The organism is Edaphobacter sp. HDX4, from assembly GCF_036877565.1.
Lineage (GTDB): Bacteria > Acidobacteriota > Terriglobia > Terriglobales > Acidobacteriaceae > Edaphobacter.
Window position 1 is genome coordinate 1 of record NZ_JAEDXW010000028.1, and the last position, 21,983, is coordinate 21,983.

The following is a 21,983-nucleotide window of genomic DNA, read 5'->3' on the forward strand; positions in this document are numbered from 1 at the left end:
CGGGGCTACGGTGAGGAGCGGATCAGGAAGTTCTGGGGCGGGAATCTGCTGCGGTTCTTCAGGACGGTGAGTGGGGCCTGAGGGAACGATTGTGCCTGCGGGCGCAACCGCAGATCCTTCGACTGCGGCTGCGCCTTCGCTCAGGATGACACCTCCCTCTCTTTGAGTTCGTGTCTTCCGGATCACAAGCACCCAGATCAACTTGTCGATACGCCCTTGGAGTGGTTAGGGCAGAATGAAGCCGTAGAGGGTGTCTCCGGCTGAGGCGACGATGTACTGCAGGCCGTCGAGTTCATAGGTGATGGGGCCGTTGCTGACGATGCTGCCCAGGCCGGCGTGCCAGAGGATGGCGCCGGTGGTTGCATTGAACGCGACGAGGTTGGAGGTTGTGTCTCCGGTAAAGAGCAGGTTGCCCGCGGTGGTGAGGATTCCGGAGCGCCCGCCGGAGCTGGGCCACTGATGGTTCCAGCGCACCTTGCCGGTCCTGTAATCGAGGGCGCGAAGTGAGGCCTGGGTCCATCCGCCGCGATCGTTGCCGGCCCAGCCTTCGGGCTTTTTGTTGTTGTCGTAGATGTAATAGACGCTGTAGGCATCGTAGGCTGGAACGTAGAAGAGGCCAGTGGCGGGACTGAAGCTCGGCGGATACCAGTTGGCGGCCCCGGCCTGGTTGGGCGCGACGAGAGAGCCGTTGGTGTGTGCCATCTTCTCGGGATTCGGGATGGGCGAGCCCTTGTCGTCCACACCGAGGGTCCAGTTCTGCTTGGCGAAGGGCGTGCTGAGCAGATTCTTTCCGTTGGTGCGGTCGAGCAGGAAGTACCAGCCGTTGCGGCTGGCCTGTGCGAGCAGTTTGCGCCTCTGGCCCTTGATGACGCCATCGATCAGCACGGGTGTCTGTACGGCGTCCCAATCGTGGGTGTCGTGTGGGTTGGGCTGGAAGTACCAGACGAGCTTGCCGGTGTCTGGATTGAGGGCGCAGATGGTTGAGGTGTAGAGGTTGGCTCCGGGACGGGCGAGGCCGTTGATGACGGGCTGCGCGTTGCCGGTGCCGAAGTAGTAGAGATTGAGTTCGGGGTCGTAGGTTCCCGCTACCCAGGTCATACCGCCGCCGTGCATCATGGCTTCGTCGTTGGGCCAGGTCTTTGCCTCGGGAGTTCCGGGCTCGGGGTGCGTATACCACCGCCACTGCAGCGCTCCGGTCTCGGGGTCGTGTGCTTCGATATAGCCGGGATTGTCGAAGTCGTCTCCGCTGATGCCGACCATGACGTGGTTTTTGACGATGACGGGAGCGACGCTTCCGAAGTAGAACTGATCCGGATTGCCGATGGAGGCGTGCCACTTCTCACGGCCAGTGTGAATGTCTATGGCGACGAGGTTGCAGTCTTCCGTTTCGAAGTAGACGGTGTCGCCTTTGACGGCAGCGCCGCGATTACCGATGGTCTCGCCACCCTTGCTGGCCCAGTCGAACTGCCATAGCTTTCGGCCGTTGCGCGCGTCGACGGCCCAGACGTGGCTGGGGACGGTGAAGTAGAGAACTCCGTCGACTTCGAGCGGGGTTGCGGAGATTCGCCTGCCGCCGCCGGTGTTGGTCTCGACGCGGAAGGTCCAGGCGAGCGAGAGGTTTTTTACGGTCGTGGTGTTGACTTTGGTCAACGGGCTGTAGCGACGGCCGGAGTAGTCGCCGTTGTAGGTCGGCCAGCTGTCTTTGAGGCTGGAGAGAGCGGCAGGGGACGTACTGGAGTCCACCTGTGCATGAGACAGGGACGGCAACAAGGAAAGAGCAAGAATGGATGCGGTAAGAATCTTCATTTGAGCGTGGCCAGGTAGGTCGTCAGGTTGTGAATGTCAGCGTCGGTGTACTTGTCGAGCAACTCGACGTGCGCGGTGTAGGGATCGTCTTCCGTCACCTTGATCTTCGGCGTCCGGTTGAAGGTTCGGGTATCGCCGGATTTTTCACGAAGAGAGACTGTGAAGTCATCGATGCGGAGCAGGTCGCCGGTGTAGGACTTTCCGGAGGGAAGAGCGACAGTAACCTGCGGCTTCTTTTTGAGGAAGAGACCATAGTTCGGGAAGAGGAACTTCTGTTGCAGCGCCGCGGGTGTGTAGCGGGTTCCGACGTGAGCGAGGTCGCCCGTGGCAGCGTGGCACTTGTTACATCCACCGGCGCCGTTGAAGTAGGCTTCGCCAGCCTTTGCATCGCCATTCAGCAGGTTGGTGGGTTGGGCGTTGTATCCGCTGCGAAGGATGCTGTTGATGGATTGCGTGAGGAACTGCGAGATATCCGCAAGCTGCTTTTCATCGAATTTGAAGTCGTGGTTCGGTCCCTTCGCCAGGATGGGGCCAAGCTCCTTGCCGTACAGCATCTCGCGCCGGTCGTGCAGGACTGCGAGAGAGCGAAGAAGGTCCGGGCCCGTGGGCGTTCCGCGAGCACTCTCGCCATGGCAGCGGGCGCACTGCGCGGCGTAGATCTTCGATCCTCGGTCTGCCGATTCGGGGTTGACGGTGGAGCGGGGAAACTGGGCGTGAGAAGGGACGGCCCAAATGCATAGGAACGAGGTGAGCTGCGCAAGCAGCGAAAGTAGCTTCTTCAATTCATTTCACTCCGAGTGCTCTGACTCGTACGATGGATCACGCCAGAGGTTTTTTTCAAATCGTCGTGGCGCATGGCATTTCCTGCGTTTACCTTTATACTTGCTCGCTAGCACTGGAGAACGGATGAATCGTCGAGAGTTTCAAAAAATGTCTATAGCAGCATCGCTTTCCTCACTGCTGCCGGCTAAAGAAGTCTTCGCTGCACAGGCGGCCGCCGAGAAGACGAACAATGATGGTCACAAGTTTTCGATCATGTTGTGGACGCTTCCCAAGGGACTCACATTTGAACAGCAGCTGGATCTGGCCGCGGGTGCAGGCTTCAACGGCGTGGAGGTGGGTAAGGAGTACGAGAGCTGGACTCCGGAGGAGTGGAAGCGCAATCTCGCCAAGCAGCACGCGCTGGGGATTGAGGTGGACAGCGCGGTGCCCGGAAGAAATGCCCTGGCCGACCATACCAAGCGTCAGGCGTTGCACGATGACCTGATGAAGGCGGTTCCCGGAGCGAAGGAGCTGGGGTGCAAGCAGTTTATCTACACGGCCTACACGAGGGTCCCAGGGCAGAGCCCGGAGGAGAAACGCGCGGCCATCGTGGATTCGCTGAAGTATGCTGCCGATCTGCTTGAAAAGGAACAGATCGAGATTGTGCTGGAGCCGATCGATCTGCTGGAGTATCCGAAGGAGGCAGTGCCCAGCGTTGCCGAGGGCTTCGAGATTACGCGAGCTGTCGGGAGTCCGCGCGTCAAAGTCTTGTATGACTTCTACCATGAGCAGAAGCAGGCAGGAAACCTGATAGAGAAGCTCGAAAAGAACATCGATCAGGTCGGGCTAGTGCACATTGCGGATGTGCCTGGACGGCACGAGCCGGGAACGGGTGAGGTTAACTACGACAACATCTATCGCAAGCTGGCCGAGCTGCACTATGACCGTTACATCTGCATGGAGTTCATGTCCAGGAACGATCCGCAGACGACGCTGAAGAATGCGCGGCTGGAAGCGATCAAGGCGATGAAGTCAGTCTGACGCGGTTGCCAGAGCGATCGGTACATCGATGTCCAGGAAGGGAAAGGCGAAAAGGGAAAGGCGAAAAGGCAAAGGCGAAAAAGCAAAGGCGAAAAAGCAAAGGCGAAATACAGGGATTCTTCGCTTCGCTCAGCATGACGAGCTTTGTGGCTTGTGCATAGGGGGTGTCTTCTCTAAGTCTCTTCGGGCTGACACTGCGGACACCAGTAGGTCGACCGCGCCTGCGTTCCTTGCCGCCGCATGAGGATGGTCGTGCCGCAGCGGCGGCAGTCCTGTCCATGGCGACCATAGACCCAGAGACGCTCCCTGCGGTCCGTTGCGTGGGTGGTCCTGCGATTTCCGGAGTACGTCACGATGCCGTCGCCTTTGCCGTCGATGACGTTGGCCTTCATGTAGCGCTGCGAGAGGTCGACCATGCGCTCGATCTCTCTTGGCGTGAGTGTGCCGATGGGGCGAAACGGATTGACCTGGGCGGAGAAGGCTACCTCGCTCTTATAGACATTGCCGAGGCCCGCGAGGACGCGCTGGTTGAGCAGGGTTACACCGACTTCAGCATCCGGTCTTGCGCGGGCGTAGGTGGTCAGGCGCTCGATGCCCTGGTCGACGGTAAAGCTCTCGGAGAGGATGTCGGGACCGAGCCGAGGGATCTGCGAGCTGCGTTCGAGCGTCCGCGCGGTGTAGAACTCCGCAACGGGAACGTTGAAGGCGACGGCCTGCCACTCGGCTGTGGTGATGACGAGGCGCATACGGCTGCGGGGCATTTGCCAGCGCTCGCCAGTGCGATACATGTGCCAGCTTCCGCTCATCAGCATGTGCGTGGCGAGGATGAGGTCCCCGCTGAAGTAGATGAGGAGCCACTTGCCGCGTGATTCAACCTTCTCGATGGTGCGACCGGTGAGGGGAGTGTCGTCGTCGACGCGTGCGAGCTGAGCGAGCGCAGCTTCAAAGCCAGTCACGACGTGGCCTCCGATGGCGCGTTGCAGGGCGCGGGCGGAGCGATAGATGGTATCGCCTTCAGGCACAGCTCCTCCGATCTGAGGAAGGCTTACGCATTGGGTCTGGCTTCAGTCCTCGTGCCGTGGAGCGGAGGCATGCCGCGGCGCACGTTAAAGCCCATTGCGCCCGCGGTAAAGCCAGCGTCGAGAAGGAAGCGCGCCATCCAGTGCTCGGCGACGGCGGTTCCGTTGATGGTCGCAATCAGCATGCCTGCGCGGGGGTCGGCCTCTTCGTCGTTTTGCACGCGATCGAAGAGGAAGTTTGCGAGGCCACGGGCGAAGGCGGAGCGCTGCGGCTCATCTTCAGGAAGGAAGACCTGCAGGTTGGGATTGCCCCTCCGCAGATAGGCCGCAAGGTAACCGTTCGAGAGGATGACGCGAGCGCCCACGCTGCGGGTGAGGGAAGAGGATGAATCTCCGCCTGCGGGCCAGCGCAGGAGAGCGCCGTACGGATTTGCAGGGTCGGTTGCGGCGACCTGCACCATCTCCATGCGGTCGGGGTCGGCCTGCAAATTTTCGTTGGTGCGGAGAGAGCGCAAGAGGTCGACTGCGGCAGGGAGAGCGAACTGAGTAGCTCCGAGGTCGGCGGCGAAGTAGCCGCGACGGGTCTTGCCGCTCTCCTCCATCGCCTTGAGCACGTCATAGACCGCGGAGAAGCCTCCGGGGAGGTCTTCGGCGTGGGCGGTTTCGCGAAATACGACCCCATAGCGACTGAGAAGCTGTTGCGCGGTGGCGAGTCGCCAGGAGGTGGCGCGCTGCTGCTGATCTGCGAAGGCGGCAGTCTGGAGGGCCCAGCGTCCCTGCCCCGTGGGCGGTATGGTTCTGCGAGAGCGGAAGCCGAGCTGGTTGTGAACGCGGCGGGTACCACGCCTGGAGCTGGATGGTTTTTCGCAGTAGGCGCGCAGAGCGGCGAGACCGTCGTTGGTGACGAGGCCTTTCCACACGAGCGACCATAGGGCTTCGAGTGTTTCGCCGGGATAGCCGCCGCCCAGGCCGTCGTGCAGATCCTGGAAGAAGGAGGCTCCCCTGGAACGGAGATAGTCGAGAATCTGCTGCTCGCGCTCGCTTGGTGGCTCGGGGTTCTGCTGAAGGGGCCACAGCAGCGGAAGCTTCTCGGCGAGATAGAGAGCGATTCTGCCGTCGCGTTCGCCGAGTGGCTGGATGCCGACCCAGGCGACTTCGCCTGCGGCGATGAGGGTGTCGAGATCGGCGGAGCGGTAGTTGAGCAGACGAGCAGGCAGGATCTCAGTCTCGAGGATGGAGGCCGGCAGGGGCGCACCCTGCAGGTTTTCGATGACATCAAGCAGAGCATCGAGCCCGCGCCGGGGCTGAACGACTCCCTGCCAGCGGGTGAAGAGACGGGCGAGCGTCGCCTGTTCGACCGGCTCGACCTCTTTGCGGAGACGAGCGAGGCTCTTGCGGCGGATGGAGCGAAGCACTTCGGCATCGCACCACTCGCGGTGGACGCCTCCAGGACGGAAGCCGCCCTCGACGATGCGGCCAGATTGTACGAGTGAGTTGAGAGTCGCCTCGACGGGGCGCGCGGAGAGGCCGAATCGTGAGGCGGCCTCCTGCGTGGTGAAGGGGCCATGGGTTCGCGCGTAGCGGCGCAGAAGATCGGTCGCGGCTCCGGGTGTTTCGGTAAGAAACGCGGTGGGCAGACCGGGCGGCAGGGGAATGCCGAGGGCGTCGCGATAGCGGGCAGCGTCTTCGACGGCGATGAGACGTTTTTCTCCGGCGATCTGCACTTCGAGCACGCGCCGGGCGCGGAGCAGCCTCTGCGCGGTTGCGGCGACCTCTTCGCTGACGGTGCGGCGGCGAAGCTCCTCGCGGTTGAGATCACCGAGGCGCAGGAGAAGGTCGTGGAGGCCGTCCATGTTGCGGGCCTGGTAGCCGTCGGCGAGCGCCTGGAGCTGTTCCTCGGTCTGCTCGATGGCGGATAGATCGAGCAGCTCGCGAAGGTCGGCGTCGCCCATCAGCTCGCGCAGCTGATCCTGATCGATGGAGAGGGCTTGGGCGCGCCGCTCGGCCAGGGGAGCGTCACCGTCGTAGATGTAATTGGCGACGTAGCTGAAGAGCAGGGCGGAGGCAAAGGGCGAAGGCGTGCGCGATTCGACGGTGTGGAGGCGAAGGCTACGGTTTGCGATCAGGCGCAGAAGCTCCATCAGGGCAGGCATGTCGAATACGTCTCGCATGCACTCGCGATAGGCCTCGAGCAGGATGGGGAAGGATGCGTAGCGGCTGGCGACGCTGAGGAGATCGTAGGCGCGCTTGCGCTGCTGCCAGAGAGGACTTCTTCCGTCGGCCCTGCGTTTCGGCAGAAGGAGCGCGCGCCCAGCGCTCTCGCGGAACTTTGCAGCGAAGAGGGCAGTGGAGCCGAGCTGACGAAGAACCATCTCGGCGGCTTCTTCGGGCTCGAGCATCAGCTGCTCGATGTCCGGTGCCTGATCGCTCTCGGGAAAGCGGAGGACGAAGCCGTCATCGCTCCACATGGTCTCGACCTCGGGGCCGTTGGCGGCGCGCAGCTTTGCCGTCACAGCCATGGCCCAGGGAGCGTGGACGCGGCTGCCGAAGGGCGTCAGGATGCAGACGCGCCAGTCGCCGAGCTCGTCGCGCACCTTTTCGATGACGATGTTGCGATCGTCGGGGACGACGGTGGTTGCGATCTCCTGATCGGCGAGGTAGCGTAGGACATTCTCGGCGGCGCGTGGTTCAAGGTCGTGCTCCGAGGTGAGCCGGGCCATGGCAACGGCGCGGGGCACGTCGCGCAGCTCGCGGATGAGAGCACCGATGATTCTGCCGAACTCAAGCGGGCGGCCCGCCTGATCGCCATGCCAGAAGGGCATCTTTCCGGCTTCGCCGGGAGCAGGGGAGACGAGGACGCGATCGTGCGTGATCTCTTCGATCCGCCAGGTGGAGGCTCCCAGGATGAAGGTCTCGCCTGTTCGGCTTTCGAAGACCATCTCCTCATCGAGCTCGCCGACCCGCACCGGTTTGGATCGCTCGCCAGCGAGGAAGACGCCGTAGGTTCCGCGGTCGGGAATCGTTCCGGCGTTGAGGATGGCGATTCGCTTTACGCCCGCGCGTGGAGTGATCCAGTTCTTGTTGCGATCCCAGGTGATGCGCGGGCGAAGCTCGGCGAACTCGTCGGAGGGATATCGTCCGGCGAGCATGTCCATGACGCCATCGAAGACTCCCTGGCTGAGAGATGCGAAGGGAGCGGCACTGCGGACGATCTGGAAGAGCGAGGAGTAGCTGAGGCCGGGGCTCTCTTCCTCCTCGGAGCGCTTCGCTCTCCGGCGTTCGGCGTCTTCGATCCCGAGAGGAGGATGGGAGACGATAGCCACGATCTGCTGCGCGAGCACGTCGAGAGGATTGCGGAGGAATCTGGTCGACTCCACATGGCCCTCATGCATGGCGCGGGTGACGGCAGCACAGGCGATCAGATCGGCACGATATTTGGGAAAGATGATGCCCGATGAAGGCGCGCCGACCTGGTGACCGGCGCGTCCGATGCGCTGCAATCCGCTGGCGACCGAGGGTGGAGCTTCAATCTGGATGACGAGATCGATGGCTCCCATGTCGATTCCGAGCTCGAGGGATGAGGTGGCGATCAGCGCCTTGATCCGGCCGGCCTTGAGCAGCTCTTCGATCTCGCTGCGCTGGGCGACCGCGAGCGATCCGTGGTGAGCGCGGGCGAGCGCCTCACCTGCCAGCTCGTTGAGCGAACCTGCGAGCCGCTCCGCCACTCGTCGCGCATTGACGAAGATGAGGGTGGAGGTGCGCTCGCGGATGAGCTCGATGAGCCGGGGATAGATGGACTGCCAGATGGAGGTCCGCTTCGGGCCTTGGGAGGCAGGCCCGCTGGGCTGCGACTCGATCTCGCCGAGGCGGGCCATGTCTTCCACCGGGACCTCGACCTTCAGCTCCAGCGGCTTTCTGGCCCCTGCATTGATGACGGTCACGGGACGGTACGCGGGCGCACCGGCACCGAGGGCAGCGTCGTCGCCGTCGCCCTCTATCTCCGTCAGGACGGAGGATGCCTCAGCCTCGATCTCCGCGCTGTGCGCCGTCTTTTTGGCTCGACGAACGGTGATCTCCTGCTGCTCGGCGCCACCCAGAAAACGGGCTACCTCTTCGAGAGGGCGCTGGGTTGCGGAGAGACCGATGCGCTGGATCCTATCGCCTGTCAGTGCCTCCAGGCGTTCCAGGGACAGCGCGAGATGGGCTCCTCGTTTGGTCGGGACGAGGGCGTGAATCTCGTCGATGATGACGGTCTCGACCGAACGCAGCGCCTCGCCGCCTTCGGAGGTGAGGAGGAGATAGAGACTCTCCGGGGTGGTGATGAGAATCTCGCCGGGGTGGCGCCGAAATCTGGCTCGGTCTTTCTGCGGAGTATCGCCCGTCCTCACGCTGATCTCGGGGATGCGGACGGGGACGTCCATCTGCTTCGCCATATTGGCGATTCCGATAAGAGGTGAGCGCAGATTGCGTTCGACGTCCACGGCGAGCGCCTTGAGGGGAGAGATGTAGACCACGCGACATCCTGCCGGGGCATCGGGCGGAGTCCGCAGCATCAGCTTGTCGAGGCACCAGAGGAAGGCGGTCAGGGTCTTGCCGGTTCCGGTGGGAGCGAGGATCAGGGTCGATTCGCCGCGCGCGATGGCGGGCCAGCCCTGTGTCTGCGGAGGCGTGGGCCCCTCGAAGACGGCGGTGAACCATCGGGCTGTGATGGGATGAAAGAGGTCGAGGACGGACGCCGGGTCCGGTGAGGGCGAAGACTCACCCGGAGCCTCTTTGGAGGCTCTGCGGATCTTTTTCTTCGGATTCGGTGAACCAGGAGGCATTCGAGGTAAAGAGGTTACTGTCTTCTGAGCGGCAATGTTCTCTCATTACGATGCGGTTGGAGGCACTTGCGATCCACCGCCGCTCCGCCTAATGCAGATGGTAGGGTTCGGCTGGCGCTTGGATGGGTTCAGGGAGCTTTGGAGGGTCGAGAGGAACGGCTCCGGTCAGTCCTTTGCCAGTCACCTGATAGGTGTTCAGCAACGGACCGCTGTAGCCGGTGACATGAATTCCGCTTAGCTCGGCGTGATGGACGTTCGCGAGGAAGATCCCTTTCGAGCATGTTCCGGTGACGTTCGTCAGGGAGAAGCCCTCAAGAGGCTTGTGCGGATGAATGCCGACGCCGTCGACCAGTGTAGGCATGTCGGTGACGCGGATATTGCTGAAGCGGAAGTTGCGAATGGTGGGGATGCCTTCGTCGCCGGGGACGGGGAACTCGTCCTGCTTGCCGCTGTTGAGGATGTTGAAGCGGAGGAAGCCCTGCTGCGCGCCGGAGACCTCAAGGTCATTCATGGTGATGTCCTCGATAAAGGCTCCGCGGCCGGGCCGGCTCTTGATGTAGATGGCGAAGGTCCGGGCGCTGAGGCATTTGCAGTGCTCCACGCGAACATTGCGGATTCCCCCGGAGGTTTCGCTGCCAATCCCGATGCAGGCCCAATGCAGATCATGGAAGGTGCAGTTGGAGATGCGGACATCTTCCGTGGGGCGAAGGATGGTGTAGCCCTCTTCGCCACGGCCGGATTTGAGCGAGATGCAGTCATCGGCGGTGTTGAAGGTGCAGCCATCGATCACGACGTGCCTGCAGGAGTCGACGTCGATACCGTCCGCGCCACTGTTCACCGTAACGTTGCGGAAGGTGACGTTCTCGCAGTACGTGGGGTGAATGGACCACATGTCGTTCTGCTGAGTAAAGCAGTCTTCCACCGTGACGTCTTTGCAGTTAGTGAATTCAAGGAGCGCGGGATTACGGAACTGAGTTTGACGATCGACGCGCCCCTTGATGGCGGTGTTGCCGATGATCTTCCCCTTACCGGTAATCGTTATGTTGTCGGAGTCTGCGGCGGAGATGTAGCCGATATAGCCCTTGATCCAGCGGCCCTCCCATCGCACTTGCGTGAGGGGGTAATCTGCAACATTAGGGGAGCCATGCAGCGTGGCTCCTTCGTCGAGACGCAGGACGGTGTTGGACCTGAGGACGAGCGCTCCGGTGAGGTACTCGCCCGGCGGTACTGTCACCTCGCCTCCGCCGAGCACGCTGCAACGGTCGAGTGCTTGCTGCACGGCGAGTGTGTCCAGCGTGGTGCCGTCGCCGATGGCTCCGAAGTCGCGGATGTTGAGTTTGACCGTGGGCCTGGAGACGGTGGTCGCAGGAGTTTTTGCGTGGTGTTTGGACGGCTGTTGCGCGGCGAGCGACGATGGGAGGACGGACAGCAAGGGCAGAGAAGCGATTCCGCCGCCAGCCTGTTTCAAAAACGTGCGTCGAGCCCATGTGGGTCTGGTCATGCGTCAGCCTTTCCGGTTGTGCTGCGTGCGGTTCTGGGGCGGGCATCTGACATCGAGCGAAGGCCAGAGATGTTCCGAGATATAGGACTGACCACTCGAGGTGCGGTTGTCTGCTGTAAGCCATCTGTTGCTGGTTTGAAGACGGCCGGCTGACATCGTAGGGGGTGCTTCGGAACCGTGTCAAGCTGCACCAGATGAATGGATTGCCGTGCGGCAGACCGCAAGAATGAGAGAGGCAACCCCCGGTCCTTCAACAGGAGTTTGGTTCGACCAAAGAAGAATCCCTCAACGCCGTGCGAAGGCGTTGAGGGATGGATGAGCTTGGGGGGAGACCTCTACCGCTCCGGCACCTGCCAGCCTGCGAGCGTTTGGGCGAGGCTGATCTTGTCGGAACCATCTTTGGTGGTCGCCTGGGCCATCTTTGGAAATGCGCCAGCGATATCCGACGACTGTGCCCAAACGGGGACATCCTTGAGGGTGTAGTGATAGTTGACGACCGTCTCGGGGAATCCGCTGGGACCTTTACTGGGAGGCGTGAAGTTGTCGATGGAGGTGACCTCACGGTGTCCGTAGCAGAAGCGTGGTGCAAAGCGTTGTCCGGTTCTGCTGACGGTGTAGCGGGTCGTCTTTACGGCAGATTCATAGCTGGACTCCAGGAGCCGCGCCCGCACGAGCGCATTCATCTGCTTAGTCTCTTCCGGATCCGCCGTTGCATAGGGGAACCTCATGTTCGGGAAGAGACACTCAGAGCGTTCCAGGTAATACGCGTTGATGGCCCTGGTAAAGTTTTGTGGAGTGGGCTTGTTCTTGGTGTTGCATCCGATTGTCATCGAGAGAGAAGCAAGCAGAAGAGCGGTTGTGCCGGCGGCGTTGAGTCGTTTTCGTGTCTCTCGTGTCTTTTGAGTGCAGGCGCGTTCCATTCGATCTCCTAAAAAGTAAAGCCCAAGCCAAAGGGCAAGTTTGAAAGTCTTCCTGTGGTTGAGATGCCGCATTTCATCGAGGAGTCGGCAGTGCTCCTTTATTTTCAATGTGGAAGTGTGGGTCTGCTTTCTCCGTACGGGTGCCAGGACCTATATTGGGCAGAAGCGATGCGCCTGACCAAGCCTTCCACGAGTTCACAAATCTTCCTGTACGGCGGGTTGGCTGTGCTGATCGCGGCAGCATTGGTTGTGGCGTTCGTCGGGAGAGGCCGAGCAGGAGTTACGCCTGCCGCGCAACGCAAGCCGATGCCTCCGCTCATGCTGGAGCTGATCCATGGAGGAGCGTGGCGACTTGCAGATCATCGGGGGCAGGTGATCGCGATCAACTACTGGGCGAGCTGGTGCGCCCCCTGCTGGGAAGAGACTCCGATGCTGGCGCGGCTCAGTCATGAGTTGGGCGGCAGCGGATTCGAGGTGGTGGGAGTCGCTGTCGATGAGCACGCTTCCATGGAGATTCCACAGGGAGTGACGCAGTTTATTGACCGGCTGCATGTCACCTACCCGATGGCGATCACGGCTCCGATGTCGCAGCTGGCTTACGGTATGGATGGTCTGCCGACGACGATCCTGGTGGATCGCCGGGGACGAGTCGCCCGGACGTTCGTGGGCGCTCTCAGAGAGTCCCAGTTCCGGGCCGATGTCGAGAGCCTGCTGCGCGAGTCGCCGACGGTGCAGGCTGGTGCTTCGCCGCAACGTCAGTAGAGGGATTAGCGTGTCCTTGCGTCTGCGAAGAAGTATTTCTCGACCGCCAGGCAGAAGATGTGTTCGAGAGCCAGATGGCACTCCTGGATGTTCATGGTCACGTCGGAGGGGATGATGATGTTGTAGTCGCAGATGGACTTCATCTTTCCTCCGCCGTTTCCGGTGAAGCCGATGGTGGTCATGCCTTTTTCTTTGGCCTGAAGCAGGCCCTGGATGATGTTTTTCGAGTTTCCCGAGGTGGAGATTCCGAGGAAGACGTCGTCGGGCCGGCCCAGCGCTTCAATCTGCCGTGCGAAGATGCACTCGAAGTTAAAGTCGTTTCCCGCCGCAGTCATGATGGAGCTGTCGGTGGTGAGGGCGATAGCCGGCATGGCCGGACGGTTGTCCACCAGGCGTACGACGAACTCGGCTACCAGGTGCTGGGCGTCGGCAGCGGAGCCTCCGTTGCCCGCGACCATCAGCTTTCCGCCGGCGAGCATGCACTTCGCTGTAACCTCTGCGATGGTGACCAGGGTGTCTGCGATCTGCGGATCTGCCAGCGTGGCCTGCATGGTAGCGATGGACTGGCCAAGTTGTTTCTCAACAAGACTCTTCATGTATTCTCCGGACCCGTGATCTGCTGTTGCAAGGGTACGGGATTCTTCAGAGAAAAATCCATCCACGTCGGTGGGGAATCGCGTGCAAATTGTTACAGTGGAGCAAATAAGGCAAAGGAGCATCTCGAGAGTGCGATCGATATTGGTATGTCTTGCTGTCCTCGTTTCTATGTCGCCACTGGGCTTGGCGCAGCAGTTGCAGCCAGCAGCAGATACGGCGACGCATCCGGAGGTACTGTTGTGGCCATCCGGGGCGCCCGGGGCTCTGGGCACGGAGGACTCCGACAAGCCGGAGCTGACGGTGTATCTGCCGATAACTCCGAATCCGACGAAGACAGGCATCGTGGTTGCTCCGGGCGGAGGCTATCAGCACCTTTCGATGGAGAAGGAGGGCTCTGCGATCGCGCACTGGCTGAACGACCGGGGGGTCGCGGCGTTTGTGCTGCGCTATCGGCTCGGACCCCGGTACCATCATCCGGTCGAACTGGGCGATGCCCAACGCGCAATCCGTCTGGTCCGTGCGCATGCGGCGGAGTATGGAATCTCCGAGGATCACATTGGCATGTGGGGCTTCTCCGCGGGAGGCCATCTTACGGCTACGGCAGGAACGCACTTCGACGCGGGCGACTCGGGTGCGACGGATCCGATTCAGCAGAAGAGCAGCAGACCTGACTTCCTGATCCTGTCCTATCCCGTAATCACGATGTTCGATCCGTCCGTGCATCAAGGTTCGAAGCGGAATCTCCTGGGCGACAATCCCGACCCGGGACTCGTGTCCTCGATGTCAGATGAGACCCAGGTCACACCGCAGACACCGCCGACTTTTCTGTTCGCGACGACGGATGATAAGACGGTTCCGGTGGCGAACAGCGTGATGTTCTACGAGGCGCTGGTGCGGGCCGGGGTTCCGGTGGAGATGCACATGTTCCAGCATGGGGCGCATGGTGCGGGACTGGCCCCCGCAAATCCGCAGCTGAGCGTATGGCCGGACCTGCTCATCAAATGGATGAGGGAGCGCGGGTATGCAGCGCCGACTCCCTAGGATGTGGCGATGACAGCAGCAGAGTTCAAGAAAGCGGATCCGCATGGCCTCGATGGGGCTTTGCTGGCACTGTGGTGGGATGCACAGGGTGACTGGGAACGTGCACACGAGGTAGCCCAGGAGATCGACGATGTCAGCGGCTCGTGGGTGCACGCCTATCTGCACCGTAAAGAGGGCGATACCGGCAATGCAGGCTACTGGTATCGTCGGGCGGGTCGGAATGCAGCGAGCGGCGATCTGGAAGCGGAGTGGGCGCAGATTGTGGAAGCGATGCTTGCAGCGAGGCAGTCCTCGGAAGGGCATATTTAATCCAGCGAGGTCACTTCGGCCAGGGAAGTAGTGGATTTCCCGCTTTGTGAAGCGCTTCCATTTGTGTAGATTAAAAGCACCACGACAATTGCCTTTGCTCCCACGCTGCAGCGAAGGCCAACGTGCAGCTTGAAGCGCTCTCCGTGGGCGGTCAGGTCTGTGCGTCTCTCTTCCGAACGTAAATCTCTATCAGACAGGTGATCGAATCCATGCGTGTTGCCGTAGTGAAGGTGTTTCTGGCGCTCTTGCTGATGCTGGGGGTGGGCGGGCCCATGTTGGCCGGCCAGACAGCTCTTGCACAGACTTCAGCAGATGCTTCCGCCTCCCAGTCGGATCGGCTGACAACTCTCGAGAAGCAGACCGCAAGCAACGCGACGGCGATCGCGGCGGCGCAGACCTCCGGGGATAACGCCTGGATGCTGGTTTCGGCCGCGCTGGTGCTGATGATGAGCGGCCCCGGACTGGCGCTCTTCTACGGCGGACTAGTGCGGAAGAAGAACGTGCTGGGCACGATGATGCAGACTTTTGCCATGATGGCACTGGTGACAGTGCTGTGGGCGATCGTCAGCTACTCGCTCGCCTTCGGTCAGGGAAATGCCTTTATCGGCGGCTTTCAGAACATGTTTCTGCACGGGGTAGGACTTGCTCCGGACCCGGCGTACGCGGCGACCATTCCGCTCCAGACCTTCATGATTTATCAGTTGATGTTCGCGATCATCACCCCGGCCCTCATTACGGGAGCGTTCGCCGAGCGCATGAAGTTCTCCTCGATGCTGGTCTTCATGACGCTTTGGACCCTGTTCATCTATAGCCCGATGGCCCACATGGTCTGGGGCAAGGGCGGTCTGCTGAACGCTGCGCAGGGCGGTCGCATTCCCTGTCTCGACTTCGCCGGTGGAACGGTGGTGCACGTCACCTCGGGCGTCTCAGCGCTGGTGACGGCGATCTTCCTGGGCAAGCGCCTGGGCTTCCCCAAGGAGCCGATGCCGCCCCACTCCGTGGTTCTGAGCTTCGTCGGAGCATGTCTCCTGTGGGTAGGCTGGTTCGGATTCAACGCGGGTTCGGCGCTCTCGGCCGGAACCCTGGCGACCTCGGCCTTTGTGGCGACGCACTTCGGCGCTGCCGCTGCTGCGATCGGCTGGATCATCGCAGAGTGGATCCGTCAGGGCAAGCCTTCTGCTCTCGGAGCGATCTCGGGTGCAGTCGCCGGTCTGGTTGCCATCACACCGGCCGCCGGCTTCGTAACTCCCATGTCGGCCCTCTGGATCGGTCTGTTCGCGGGAATCTTCTGCTACCTGATGGTGGTGAAGGTCAAGGCGTGGTTCGGCTACGATGACTCTCTCGACGCCTTTGGGGTTCACGGCGCAGGCGGTACGCTGGGAGCTATTCTCACCGGCATCTTCGCCAACAGCGCCATCAATCCGATCTTTGGAGCGGGCAAGGCGACCGGGCTTCTGGAAGGGAACTGGCACCAGCTGATCAACCAGATCGGTGGCGTCGCCATCGCCTGGAGTATTTCGATCGTGGGTACGCTCATCATTTTGTTCGTCATAGACAAGACGATGGGCCTTAGGGTGAGTGAGGATGAAGAGCGCGACGGTCTCGACCTCTCCCAGCACGGCGAAGAAGGTTACGATTGGGCGCACTAACGTTGAGGGGCACGAGCCCGAGAGGACGATACGAATATGCAGAAGATTGAAGCGGTGATTCAGCCATCGAAGCTGGACGCGGTGAAGGATGCCCTGGTAGAGATCGGCGTCGATGGCATGACCATCCTGGAGGCGCGTGGACACGGTCGCCAGAAAGGGCACACCGAAGTCTACAGAGGCCGGGAATACTCAGTGGACCTGCTGCCGAAGGTGAAGCTGGAGATCGTTGTCACTGACGCAATGGTCGATGATGCCGTCAACGCCATCATCGCCGCCGCCCGTACCGGGACCATCGGCGACGGCAAGATCTTCATCTCGAAGATCGACGAGGCGATTCGAATACGCAATGATGAGCGGGGTGAGATCGCGCTCTGATCTCAGCGATCAGCGACGAGATTCACTCTCGCATTTGATGGGATCGAAGCCGGGACAGGTTCTGAATCTGTCCACAAGACTCGGGGAGATCGAATGCAGGCGAGCGAGTCCACAGGCGGCGAGCGGCGCAATTTATACCAGCGAAGAATGCTCGAGATTCGTGGAGCCTTCGAGGCCGGCGGCTCGGGTACTGCGGCCCTGGCTGCCCGGACCTCCGCTGTGGACGAGATGGTCACCGCGCTGTGGCAGAGCGCCCAGAAGGCCAACCTAGTTCTCGGCCATGGGGTCTCCCTGCTTGCGATCGGCGGCTACGGACGCAGAGAGCTGTTTCCCTACTCTGACGTCGATCTCCTCTTTCTTCTCGATGCGAAGGTCAGCGAGAAGGAGATCAAGGAACCGATCCGGCGGATCTGTCAGGAGATGTGGGACTGCGGGATTCGCGTCTCGCAGGCGCTGCGAAGAATCTCCGAGTGTGAGCGATTCTCCGAAGACAATGCCGAGTTTACGTTCGCCATCCTGGATCACCGATTCCTGGCAGGTGACGCCGGGCTGTACACAAAGCTGACCAGCGACATCGTTCCTCGACTTCTCGACAGAGATCGAAGTGCGATTCTGAACCGCCTGCTCGCACTGACCGAGGAGCGTCACGCCAAGTACGGCAGCACTCTGTTCCACCTTGAGCCAAATATCAAAGATTGCCCCGGAGGTCTCCGCGATGTCCATGTCTGCGGCTGGCTGCCGATGCTGGACGGCGGGACGGACGCCTCGGCTGTAACCTCTACGGACAATGCTGACTTCCGGCAGGCGGTGGAGTTCCTTCGCTTGGTGCGCTGCTTTCTTCATTACCGCCATGAACGCGATGACAACACGCTGGACTGGCAGGCGCAGGATGCTGCTGCGGCGGTCGCGGTAGGGGTCAATGGCGACCGCAGCCAGTCGGTAGACGCAGCTTACTGGATGAGGATCTACTTCCGCCACGCCCGCAGTATCGAGCGCTGCCTGAGACGGGCAATCGAAGATCTTCCTCCGCGCAAACGGCCCAGGAACTTCACGCTCAAGCTCGACCGCGCCATCGAGACCTCGGGCGAGTTTCGGATTGAGCGGGGCAAGGCTATCCTCAGGCCTGCTCCCGCACCGGCCTCCGGAGCGGAAGATCCCGCGCACAGCCCCGAGGTCGTGCTGGAGATATTCAGTGCGATGGCTCGCACCGGGTGCACGCTCGAGCGTGAGTCGGAGGAGAGGATCTCGCATGCGCTTGGTCCGATCTCTGCAAGCCTTGAGGAAGGTCCGGCTCTCTGGACGCGCCTGCAGGAGATTCTGCTGGGACAGTACGCAGGGAACGCCTTGCGCGTGATGCACGCTCTCGGTCTGCTCGAGCTTCTGATCCCCGAATTCCACGGTATCGACGCGCTTGTCATTCGCGATGCGTATCACCGCTATACGGTCGATGAGCACACCTTCGTGCTGATCGATACGCTCCACAGCCTTGAGCGCGATGCAGCGGTCGCAAGGCCTGAGAGGGGCTCGCACGCTGAGTGGGCGTCGCGGTTCGGGGCGTTGCTGCGCGAGCTTCCTCATCCGGCGCTTTTGTACCTGATGGCGCTGCTGCACGATACCGGCAAAGGGCGGAGTACCGGAGATCATGCCGAAGAGAGCGCACGGATGGCTCGCGGGCTGCTTGCAAGGCTGGAGTTGGACTCATACGAGAGCGACCTGGTGCTGAGCCTGATCGAGAATCACCTGGAGATGTCCTCGACATTACGTCGCGACATCTTTGATGCCGAGACAGTGCGGGCCTTTGCGGGCAAGGTGCATACGCCGGAGCTGCTGCGCATGCTGACCTTATTTACCTATGCAGATATCAACGCCGTCCATCCCGATGCGCTGACACCGTGGAAGGCGGAGAATCTGTGGCGTTTGTATATGGCGACCGCGAACTATCTCGATCGCAGTGTCGATGACGAGCGCGTCGGAGCACAGGAGGCAAGGGAGCTGGTCGACCGCGTCTCCGCGCTGGTGCCCGATCAGCGAGCGGCGGTTGCGGCCTTCCTCGAGGGCTTCCCGGAGCGCTACGTCCTTACGCGTTCGCCAGAGCAGATCCGCATACACTTCGGCATGGCGGAGCGATTGAATGCAGACCGCGTGCAGCTGGACTTCCGCTACTCTTCCTCGGTGAGCGAACTGACAGTCGTTACTCCGGATCGCGCTCTACTGTTTGCGAACATGACGGGAGCTCTTGCGGCATGGGGGATGAACATCGTCACCGCAGACGCGTTTTCCAATCGCAACGGCATCGTCGTCGACAGCTTTCGGTTCACCGATACCTTCCGCACGCTCGAGATGAACCACTCCGAGCACGAGCGGTTTGTGAAGAGTATCTACGACGTGATGACGGGGGCCATGCCCGTGGAGAAGCTGCTGAGCGGCCGGCGACGTGGCAGAAGAAAGGCGCCGAAGGTTGTCGTGGAGCCCCGGGTGGAGTTTCACGATGAGGCTTCCTCCCACAGCACTCTGGTCGAGGTGATAGCGCAGGATCTCCCAGGTCTGCTGCGCGGTCTGAGCCTCACGATGGCGGCCCACGACCTCAATATCGAGGTGGCTCTGGTCGATACCGAAGGCGAGACCGCCATCGACGTATTCTACCTCACCCATGAGGGGGCGAAGCTCGAAAAAAAGGAGCAACGAGCGCTGCGTTCGGCTCTGCTGCAGGCGATGGAAGAGAACGCCCGCTGATCGGCAACGGGTATGCGTGGCTGGACCGAATGGCAACTTCCTGCTGGGACCATGCGAAAGATCGCCTATACGTCGAGCTCGGCCTTATTATTAAAGTATGAGCAAAGAATCGGGAGACAACACCAGTAGCGGACGTCCCACCGAGGTTCCTCAAAAGGGAGACCGTTACCTCTTCGGAAGTCTCGACAGCTTCGCCAAAAATCAGGAGAAGCTGAGAGAGGTGAACTGGGGCTACGACCAGCCCGAGGGCGTGGTGCTGGCCTCACTGGATGCGGCGATCAACTGGGTTCGCAAGAACTCTGTGTGGCCGATGACGTTCGGTCTGGCCTGTTGCGCGATCGAGATGATGTCGATGGGTGGGTCTCGGTACGACATCGCGCGCTTTGGAGCGGAGGTCTTTCGACCCTCGCCTCGTCAGAGCGATCTGATGATCATCGCCGGTCGAGTTTCGCAGAAGATGGCTCCGGTTATCCGGAGGCTGTATGAGCAGATGCCGGAGCCGAAGTGGGTCATCTCCATGGGCGCCTGCGCTACTTCAGGCGGTGTCTTCAACAACTACGCCCTGCTCCAGGGTGTCAATCAGGTCATTCCGGTCGACATCTACGTCCCCGGCTGCCCTCCACGGCCTGAGCAGTTGCTTTACGCTATCACCCTGCTGCAGGAGAAGATACAGAACGAGCGCGGGACCGTACGCAAGACCCTTAATCTTTCCTGAACAGGAGAGAGAACTGGGTAACTGTGCAGGTTCTCCCATGCTCGTTGGGGTTCCATTTGGTGGGTAAAGTATTGAAAATATAGTTACCGAAGAGTATTTTTTACCGGTACACCTTGCAACCTGCTATAAGCTTTACTGAATCGAAACACTAAATCAACAAGATTGAGCCGAAACAGGCTCCTGACACTTGGAAGAATTTGACGGAGGAAGTCGAATGGTTTATAGCCCTTTACGTAGTCTTGGCCGGTTCGTACTGGCTGCATGTGCAGTCAGTCTTGGAGTCGCGAGTCTGGGTGCGCAGACTCCCAGCACAACCGCCCCCACGGGCCCTAACCCATCCCGCTTCGATCTTTTCACCGGGTACTCCTACTTTGGAGCACACGGTCAGTTGAAGCCTCTTGGAGTCAACTACAGCTCGGTTGACCTGGGTGCAATCGGCAGTGGAGCATATTACTTCAACAAGTTCTTCGGCGGCGAGATCAACTTCGTTGCTCATCCGGACGGAAAGAACGACGGACTCTACAGCGCTTCGGCCGGTCCGATCTTCCGCGCTCCGATGCAGAACTTTACGCTGTTTGCCCATGGTCTGGCTGGTGGAAGCAAATTGGTTGGTCCCAACTCCTACCACTCATACCAGTACCACAACCCCTGGACCTGGGGCACAACCCTCACGGCCGGCGGCGGTATGGATTACGACCTGCCGTTCTTCAACAACCGCTTCTCCTTCCGCCTCTTTGAGGCAGATTATCGCTACGTTCACACCAACTTCGGTCCTTATACGCCTCCTCCGAGCGGACCGACCGGCGGACGTGCGAACCTGAGCGGTGTTGATCTCAGCACCGGTATCGTGACGCACTTCGGTCACATCATTCCTCCTCCTCCCGTCACCTTCACCTGCTCGGCATCCCCTGCAACCGCATATCCGGGTGACCCGATCACTGTGACCGGAACCGCTGCGAATCTGAATCCCAAGAAGACCGCGACCTATAGCTGGACCTCGGATGGCGGCACTGTTTCGGGAACAGACACGACGGCCAACGTCACGACCACGAACCTGAACCCCGGCTCCTACACGGTCAAGGGTCATGTTTCGGAGGGCAACAAGCCCGGTCAGATGGCGGACTGCTCGGCTCCGTTCACCATTCAGCAGTTCCAGCCCCCGACGATTACCTGCTCGGCTAACCCCTCGACCGTTGCTCCTGGAGACTCTTCCACGATCACCGCTCAGGGAACCAGCCCGCAGAATCGTCCTCTGACCTACAGCTATAGCTCGACGGCTGGATCGGTCACCGGCAACACCTCCACCGCTACCCTCAACACCACCGGCGCTGCCCCCGGAACCATCACGGTCACGGCAAACGTTGTGGATGACAAGGGTCAGTCGGCCTCCTGCACCGCCAGCGTCACCGTCAACGCACCTCCGCCACCGCCGGCACCGACGACCCAGGCTCTTTGCTCGATCAACTTCGATCGTGACAAGCGCCGTCCGGCCCGTGTCGACAACGAAGCGAAGGCCTGCCTCGACGACGTCGCTCTGAACATGCAGCGCTCCTCCGATGCCAAGCTCGCAGTCGTTGGTAACGCGGCAAGCAACGAGCGTGGCGGAGCCAAGGTTGCTGCAGCTCGCGCTGTCAACACAAAGGACTACCTGGTCAAGGAGAAGGGCATCGACTCCAGCCGCATCTCGGTCTACACCGGATCGCAGGACGGCAAGTCGGCATCCTCAACCCTGATCCCAACCGGCGCTAACTTCGATCAGTCTGGTCTGACCCCGGTCGACGAAAGCGCAACGAAGGTGGCTCCCCGCAGCCGGGCCCGCCGCACCAGGAAGAAGTAACCACATGCGTTACTAAAAAGAGCTGGCCGGGTTGATTCCCGGCCAGCTTTTTTTAGTGTCAAAAAGAGACAATAGAAGAACAAATATCCTGCT

17 protein-coding genes are annotated in these 21,983 nt (G+C 61.0%); 9 read left to right on the forward strand and 8 right to left on the reverse strand.

Annotation, left to right across the window (positions count from 1 at the left end; all coding sequences use genetic code 11):
- From JAO29_RS20215 to JAO29_RS20225, 3 genes are all read right to left on the reverse strand, one after another.
- Positions 1-186: hypothetical protein (locus JAO29_RS20215; protein ID WP_334270080.1), on the reverse strand; the 186-nt coding region annotated here is incomplete at its 3' end.
- Positions 187-225: 39 nt separating this feature from the next.
- Positions 226-1,806, reverse strand: coding sequence for an acido-empty-quinoprotein group A (locus tag JAO29_RS20220; protein ID WP_334270081.1), 1,581 nt, complete (start codon positions 1,804-1,806; stop codon positions 226-228).
- Positions 1,803-2,588: a c-type cytochrome gene (locus tag JAO29_RS20225; RefSeq protein WP_334270082.1), complete on the reverse strand. Its 786-nt coding sequence runs from the start codon at positions 2,586-2,588 to the stop codon at positions 1,803-1,805. The genes JAO29_RS20220 and JAO29_RS20225 overlap by 4 nt, the downstream gene beginning before the upstream one ends.
- Positions 2,589-2,736: 148 nt before the next feature.
- On the opposite strand from JAO29_RS20225, the gene JAO29_RS20230 reads away from it, so the two are divergent.
- A complete protein-coding gene (locus JAO29_RS20230; protein ID WP_334270083.1) occupies positions 2,737-3,609 on the forward strand; it encodes a TIM barrel protein in 873 nt (290 codons plus the stop codon).
- A gap of 173 nt (positions 3,610-3,782) precedes the next feature.
- Here the strand turns inward: JAO29_RS20230 and JAO29_RS20235 are convergent, their stop codons facing one another.
- The 4 genes from JAO29_RS20235 to JAO29_RS20250 all read right to left on the reverse strand — a co-directional run bounded on the left by JAO29_RS20235 (position 3,783) and on the right by JAO29_RS20250 (position 11,872).
- On the reverse strand, positions 3,783-4,631 hold the full coding sequence (locus JAO29_RS20235; RefSeq protein WP_334270084.1) for an Fpg/Nei family DNA glycosylase: 849 nt from the start codon (positions 4,629-4,631) through the stop codon (positions 3,783-3,785).
- A gap of 23 nt (positions 4,632-4,654) precedes the next feature.
- Entirely contained in the window at positions 4,655-9,451 is a 4,797-nt protein-coding gene (locus JAO29_RS20240; protein WP_334270085.1) for an Lhr family helicase, read from the reverse strand.
- A gap of 88 nt (positions 9,452-9,539) precedes the next feature.
- The gene (locus tag JAO29_RS20245) at positions 9,540-10,952 is read right to left on the reverse strand and encodes a glycoside hydrolase family 28 protein (protein WP_334270086.1); all 1,413 of its coding nucleotides are present in this window, start codon (positions 10,950-10,952) and stop codon (positions 9,540-9,542) included.
- 335 nt (positions 10,953-11,287) lie between these two features.
- On the reverse strand, positions 11,288-11,872 hold the full coding sequence (locus tag JAO29_RS20250) for a hypothetical protein (RefSeq protein WP_334270087.1): 585 nt from the start codon (positions 11,870-11,872) through the stop codon (positions 11,288-11,290).
- Between the two features lie 168 nt (positions 11,873-12,040).
- Here JAO29_RS20250 and JAO29_RS20255 point away from each other — a divergent pair, with 168 nt between their 5' ends.
- Positions 12,041-12,634, forward strand: a complete 594-nt coding sequence (locus tag JAO29_RS20255) for a TlpA family protein disulfide reductase (protein WP_334270088.1) — start codon at positions 12,041-12,043, stop codon at positions 12,632-12,634.
- A 5-nt stretch (positions 12,635-12,639) separates the two neighbouring features.
- Here JAO29_RS20255 and JAO29_RS20260 read toward each other — a convergent pair whose 3' ends face one another.
- Positions 12,640-13,230 carry a D-sedoheptulose-7-phosphate isomerase gene (locus tag JAO29_RS20260; RefSeq protein ID WP_334270089.1) on the reverse strand — a complete coding sequence of 197 codons (591 nt, stop codon included), beginning with the start codon at positions 13,228-13,230 and terminating at the stop codon, positions 12,640-12,642.
- A 130-nt stretch (positions 13,231-13,360) separates the two neighbouring features.
- Here JAO29_RS20260 and JAO29_RS20265 point away from each other — a divergent pair, with 130 nt between their 5' ends.
- From JAO29_RS20265 to JAO29_RS20295, 7 genes are all read left to right on the forward strand, one after another.
- Positions 13,361-14,272 (forward strand): alpha/beta hydrolase, encoded by a 912-nt coding sequence (locus JAO29_RS20265; protein ID WP_334270090.1) that lies wholly within the window; start codon positions 13,361-13,363, stop codon positions 14,270-14,272.
- A gap of 9 nt (positions 14,273-14,281) precedes the next feature.
- Positions 14,282-14,581: a hypothetical protein gene (locus JAO29_RS20270; protein WP_334270091.1), complete on the forward strand. Its 300-nt coding sequence runs from the start codon at positions 14,282-14,284 to the stop codon at positions 14,579-14,581.
- A gap of 209 nt (positions 14,582-14,790) precedes the next feature.
- Positions 14,791-16,230 carry an ammonium transporter gene (locus JAO29_RS20275; protein ID WP_334270092.1) on the forward strand — a complete coding sequence of 480 codons (1,440 nt, stop codon included), beginning with the start codon at positions 14,791-14,793 and terminating at the stop codon, positions 16,228-16,230.
- 36 nt (positions 16,231-16,266) lie between these two features.
- Positions 16,267-16,605 (forward strand): P-II family nitrogen regulator, encoded by a 339-nt coding sequence (locus JAO29_RS20280; RefSeq protein WP_334270093.1) that lies wholly within the window; start codon positions 16,267-16,269, stop codon positions 16,603-16,605.
- Positions 16,606-16,698: 93 nt separating this feature from the next.
- The gene (glnD, locus tag JAO29_RS20285; RefSeq protein ID WP_334270094.1) at positions 16,699-19,338 is read left to right on the forward strand and encodes a [protein-PII] uridylyltransferase; all 2,640 of its coding nucleotides are present in this window, start codon (positions 16,699-16,701) and stop codon (positions 19,336-19,338) included.
- A gap of 97 nt (positions 19,339-19,435) precedes the next feature.
- Positions 19,436-20,053, forward strand: coding sequence for an NADH-quinone oxidoreductase subunit B (locus tag JAO29_RS20290; RefSeq protein ID WP_334270095.1), 618 nt, complete (start codon positions 19,436-19,438; stop codon positions 20,051-20,053).
- 214 nt (positions 20,054-20,267) lie between these two features.
- Positions 20,268-21,890 carry a hypothetical protein gene (locus tag JAO29_RS20295; RefSeq protein WP_334270096.1) on the forward strand — a complete coding sequence of 541 codons (1,623 nt, stop codon included), beginning with the start codon at positions 20,268-20,270 and terminating at the stop codon, positions 21,888-21,890.
- Positions 21,891-21,983 lie beyond the last annotated feature (93 nt).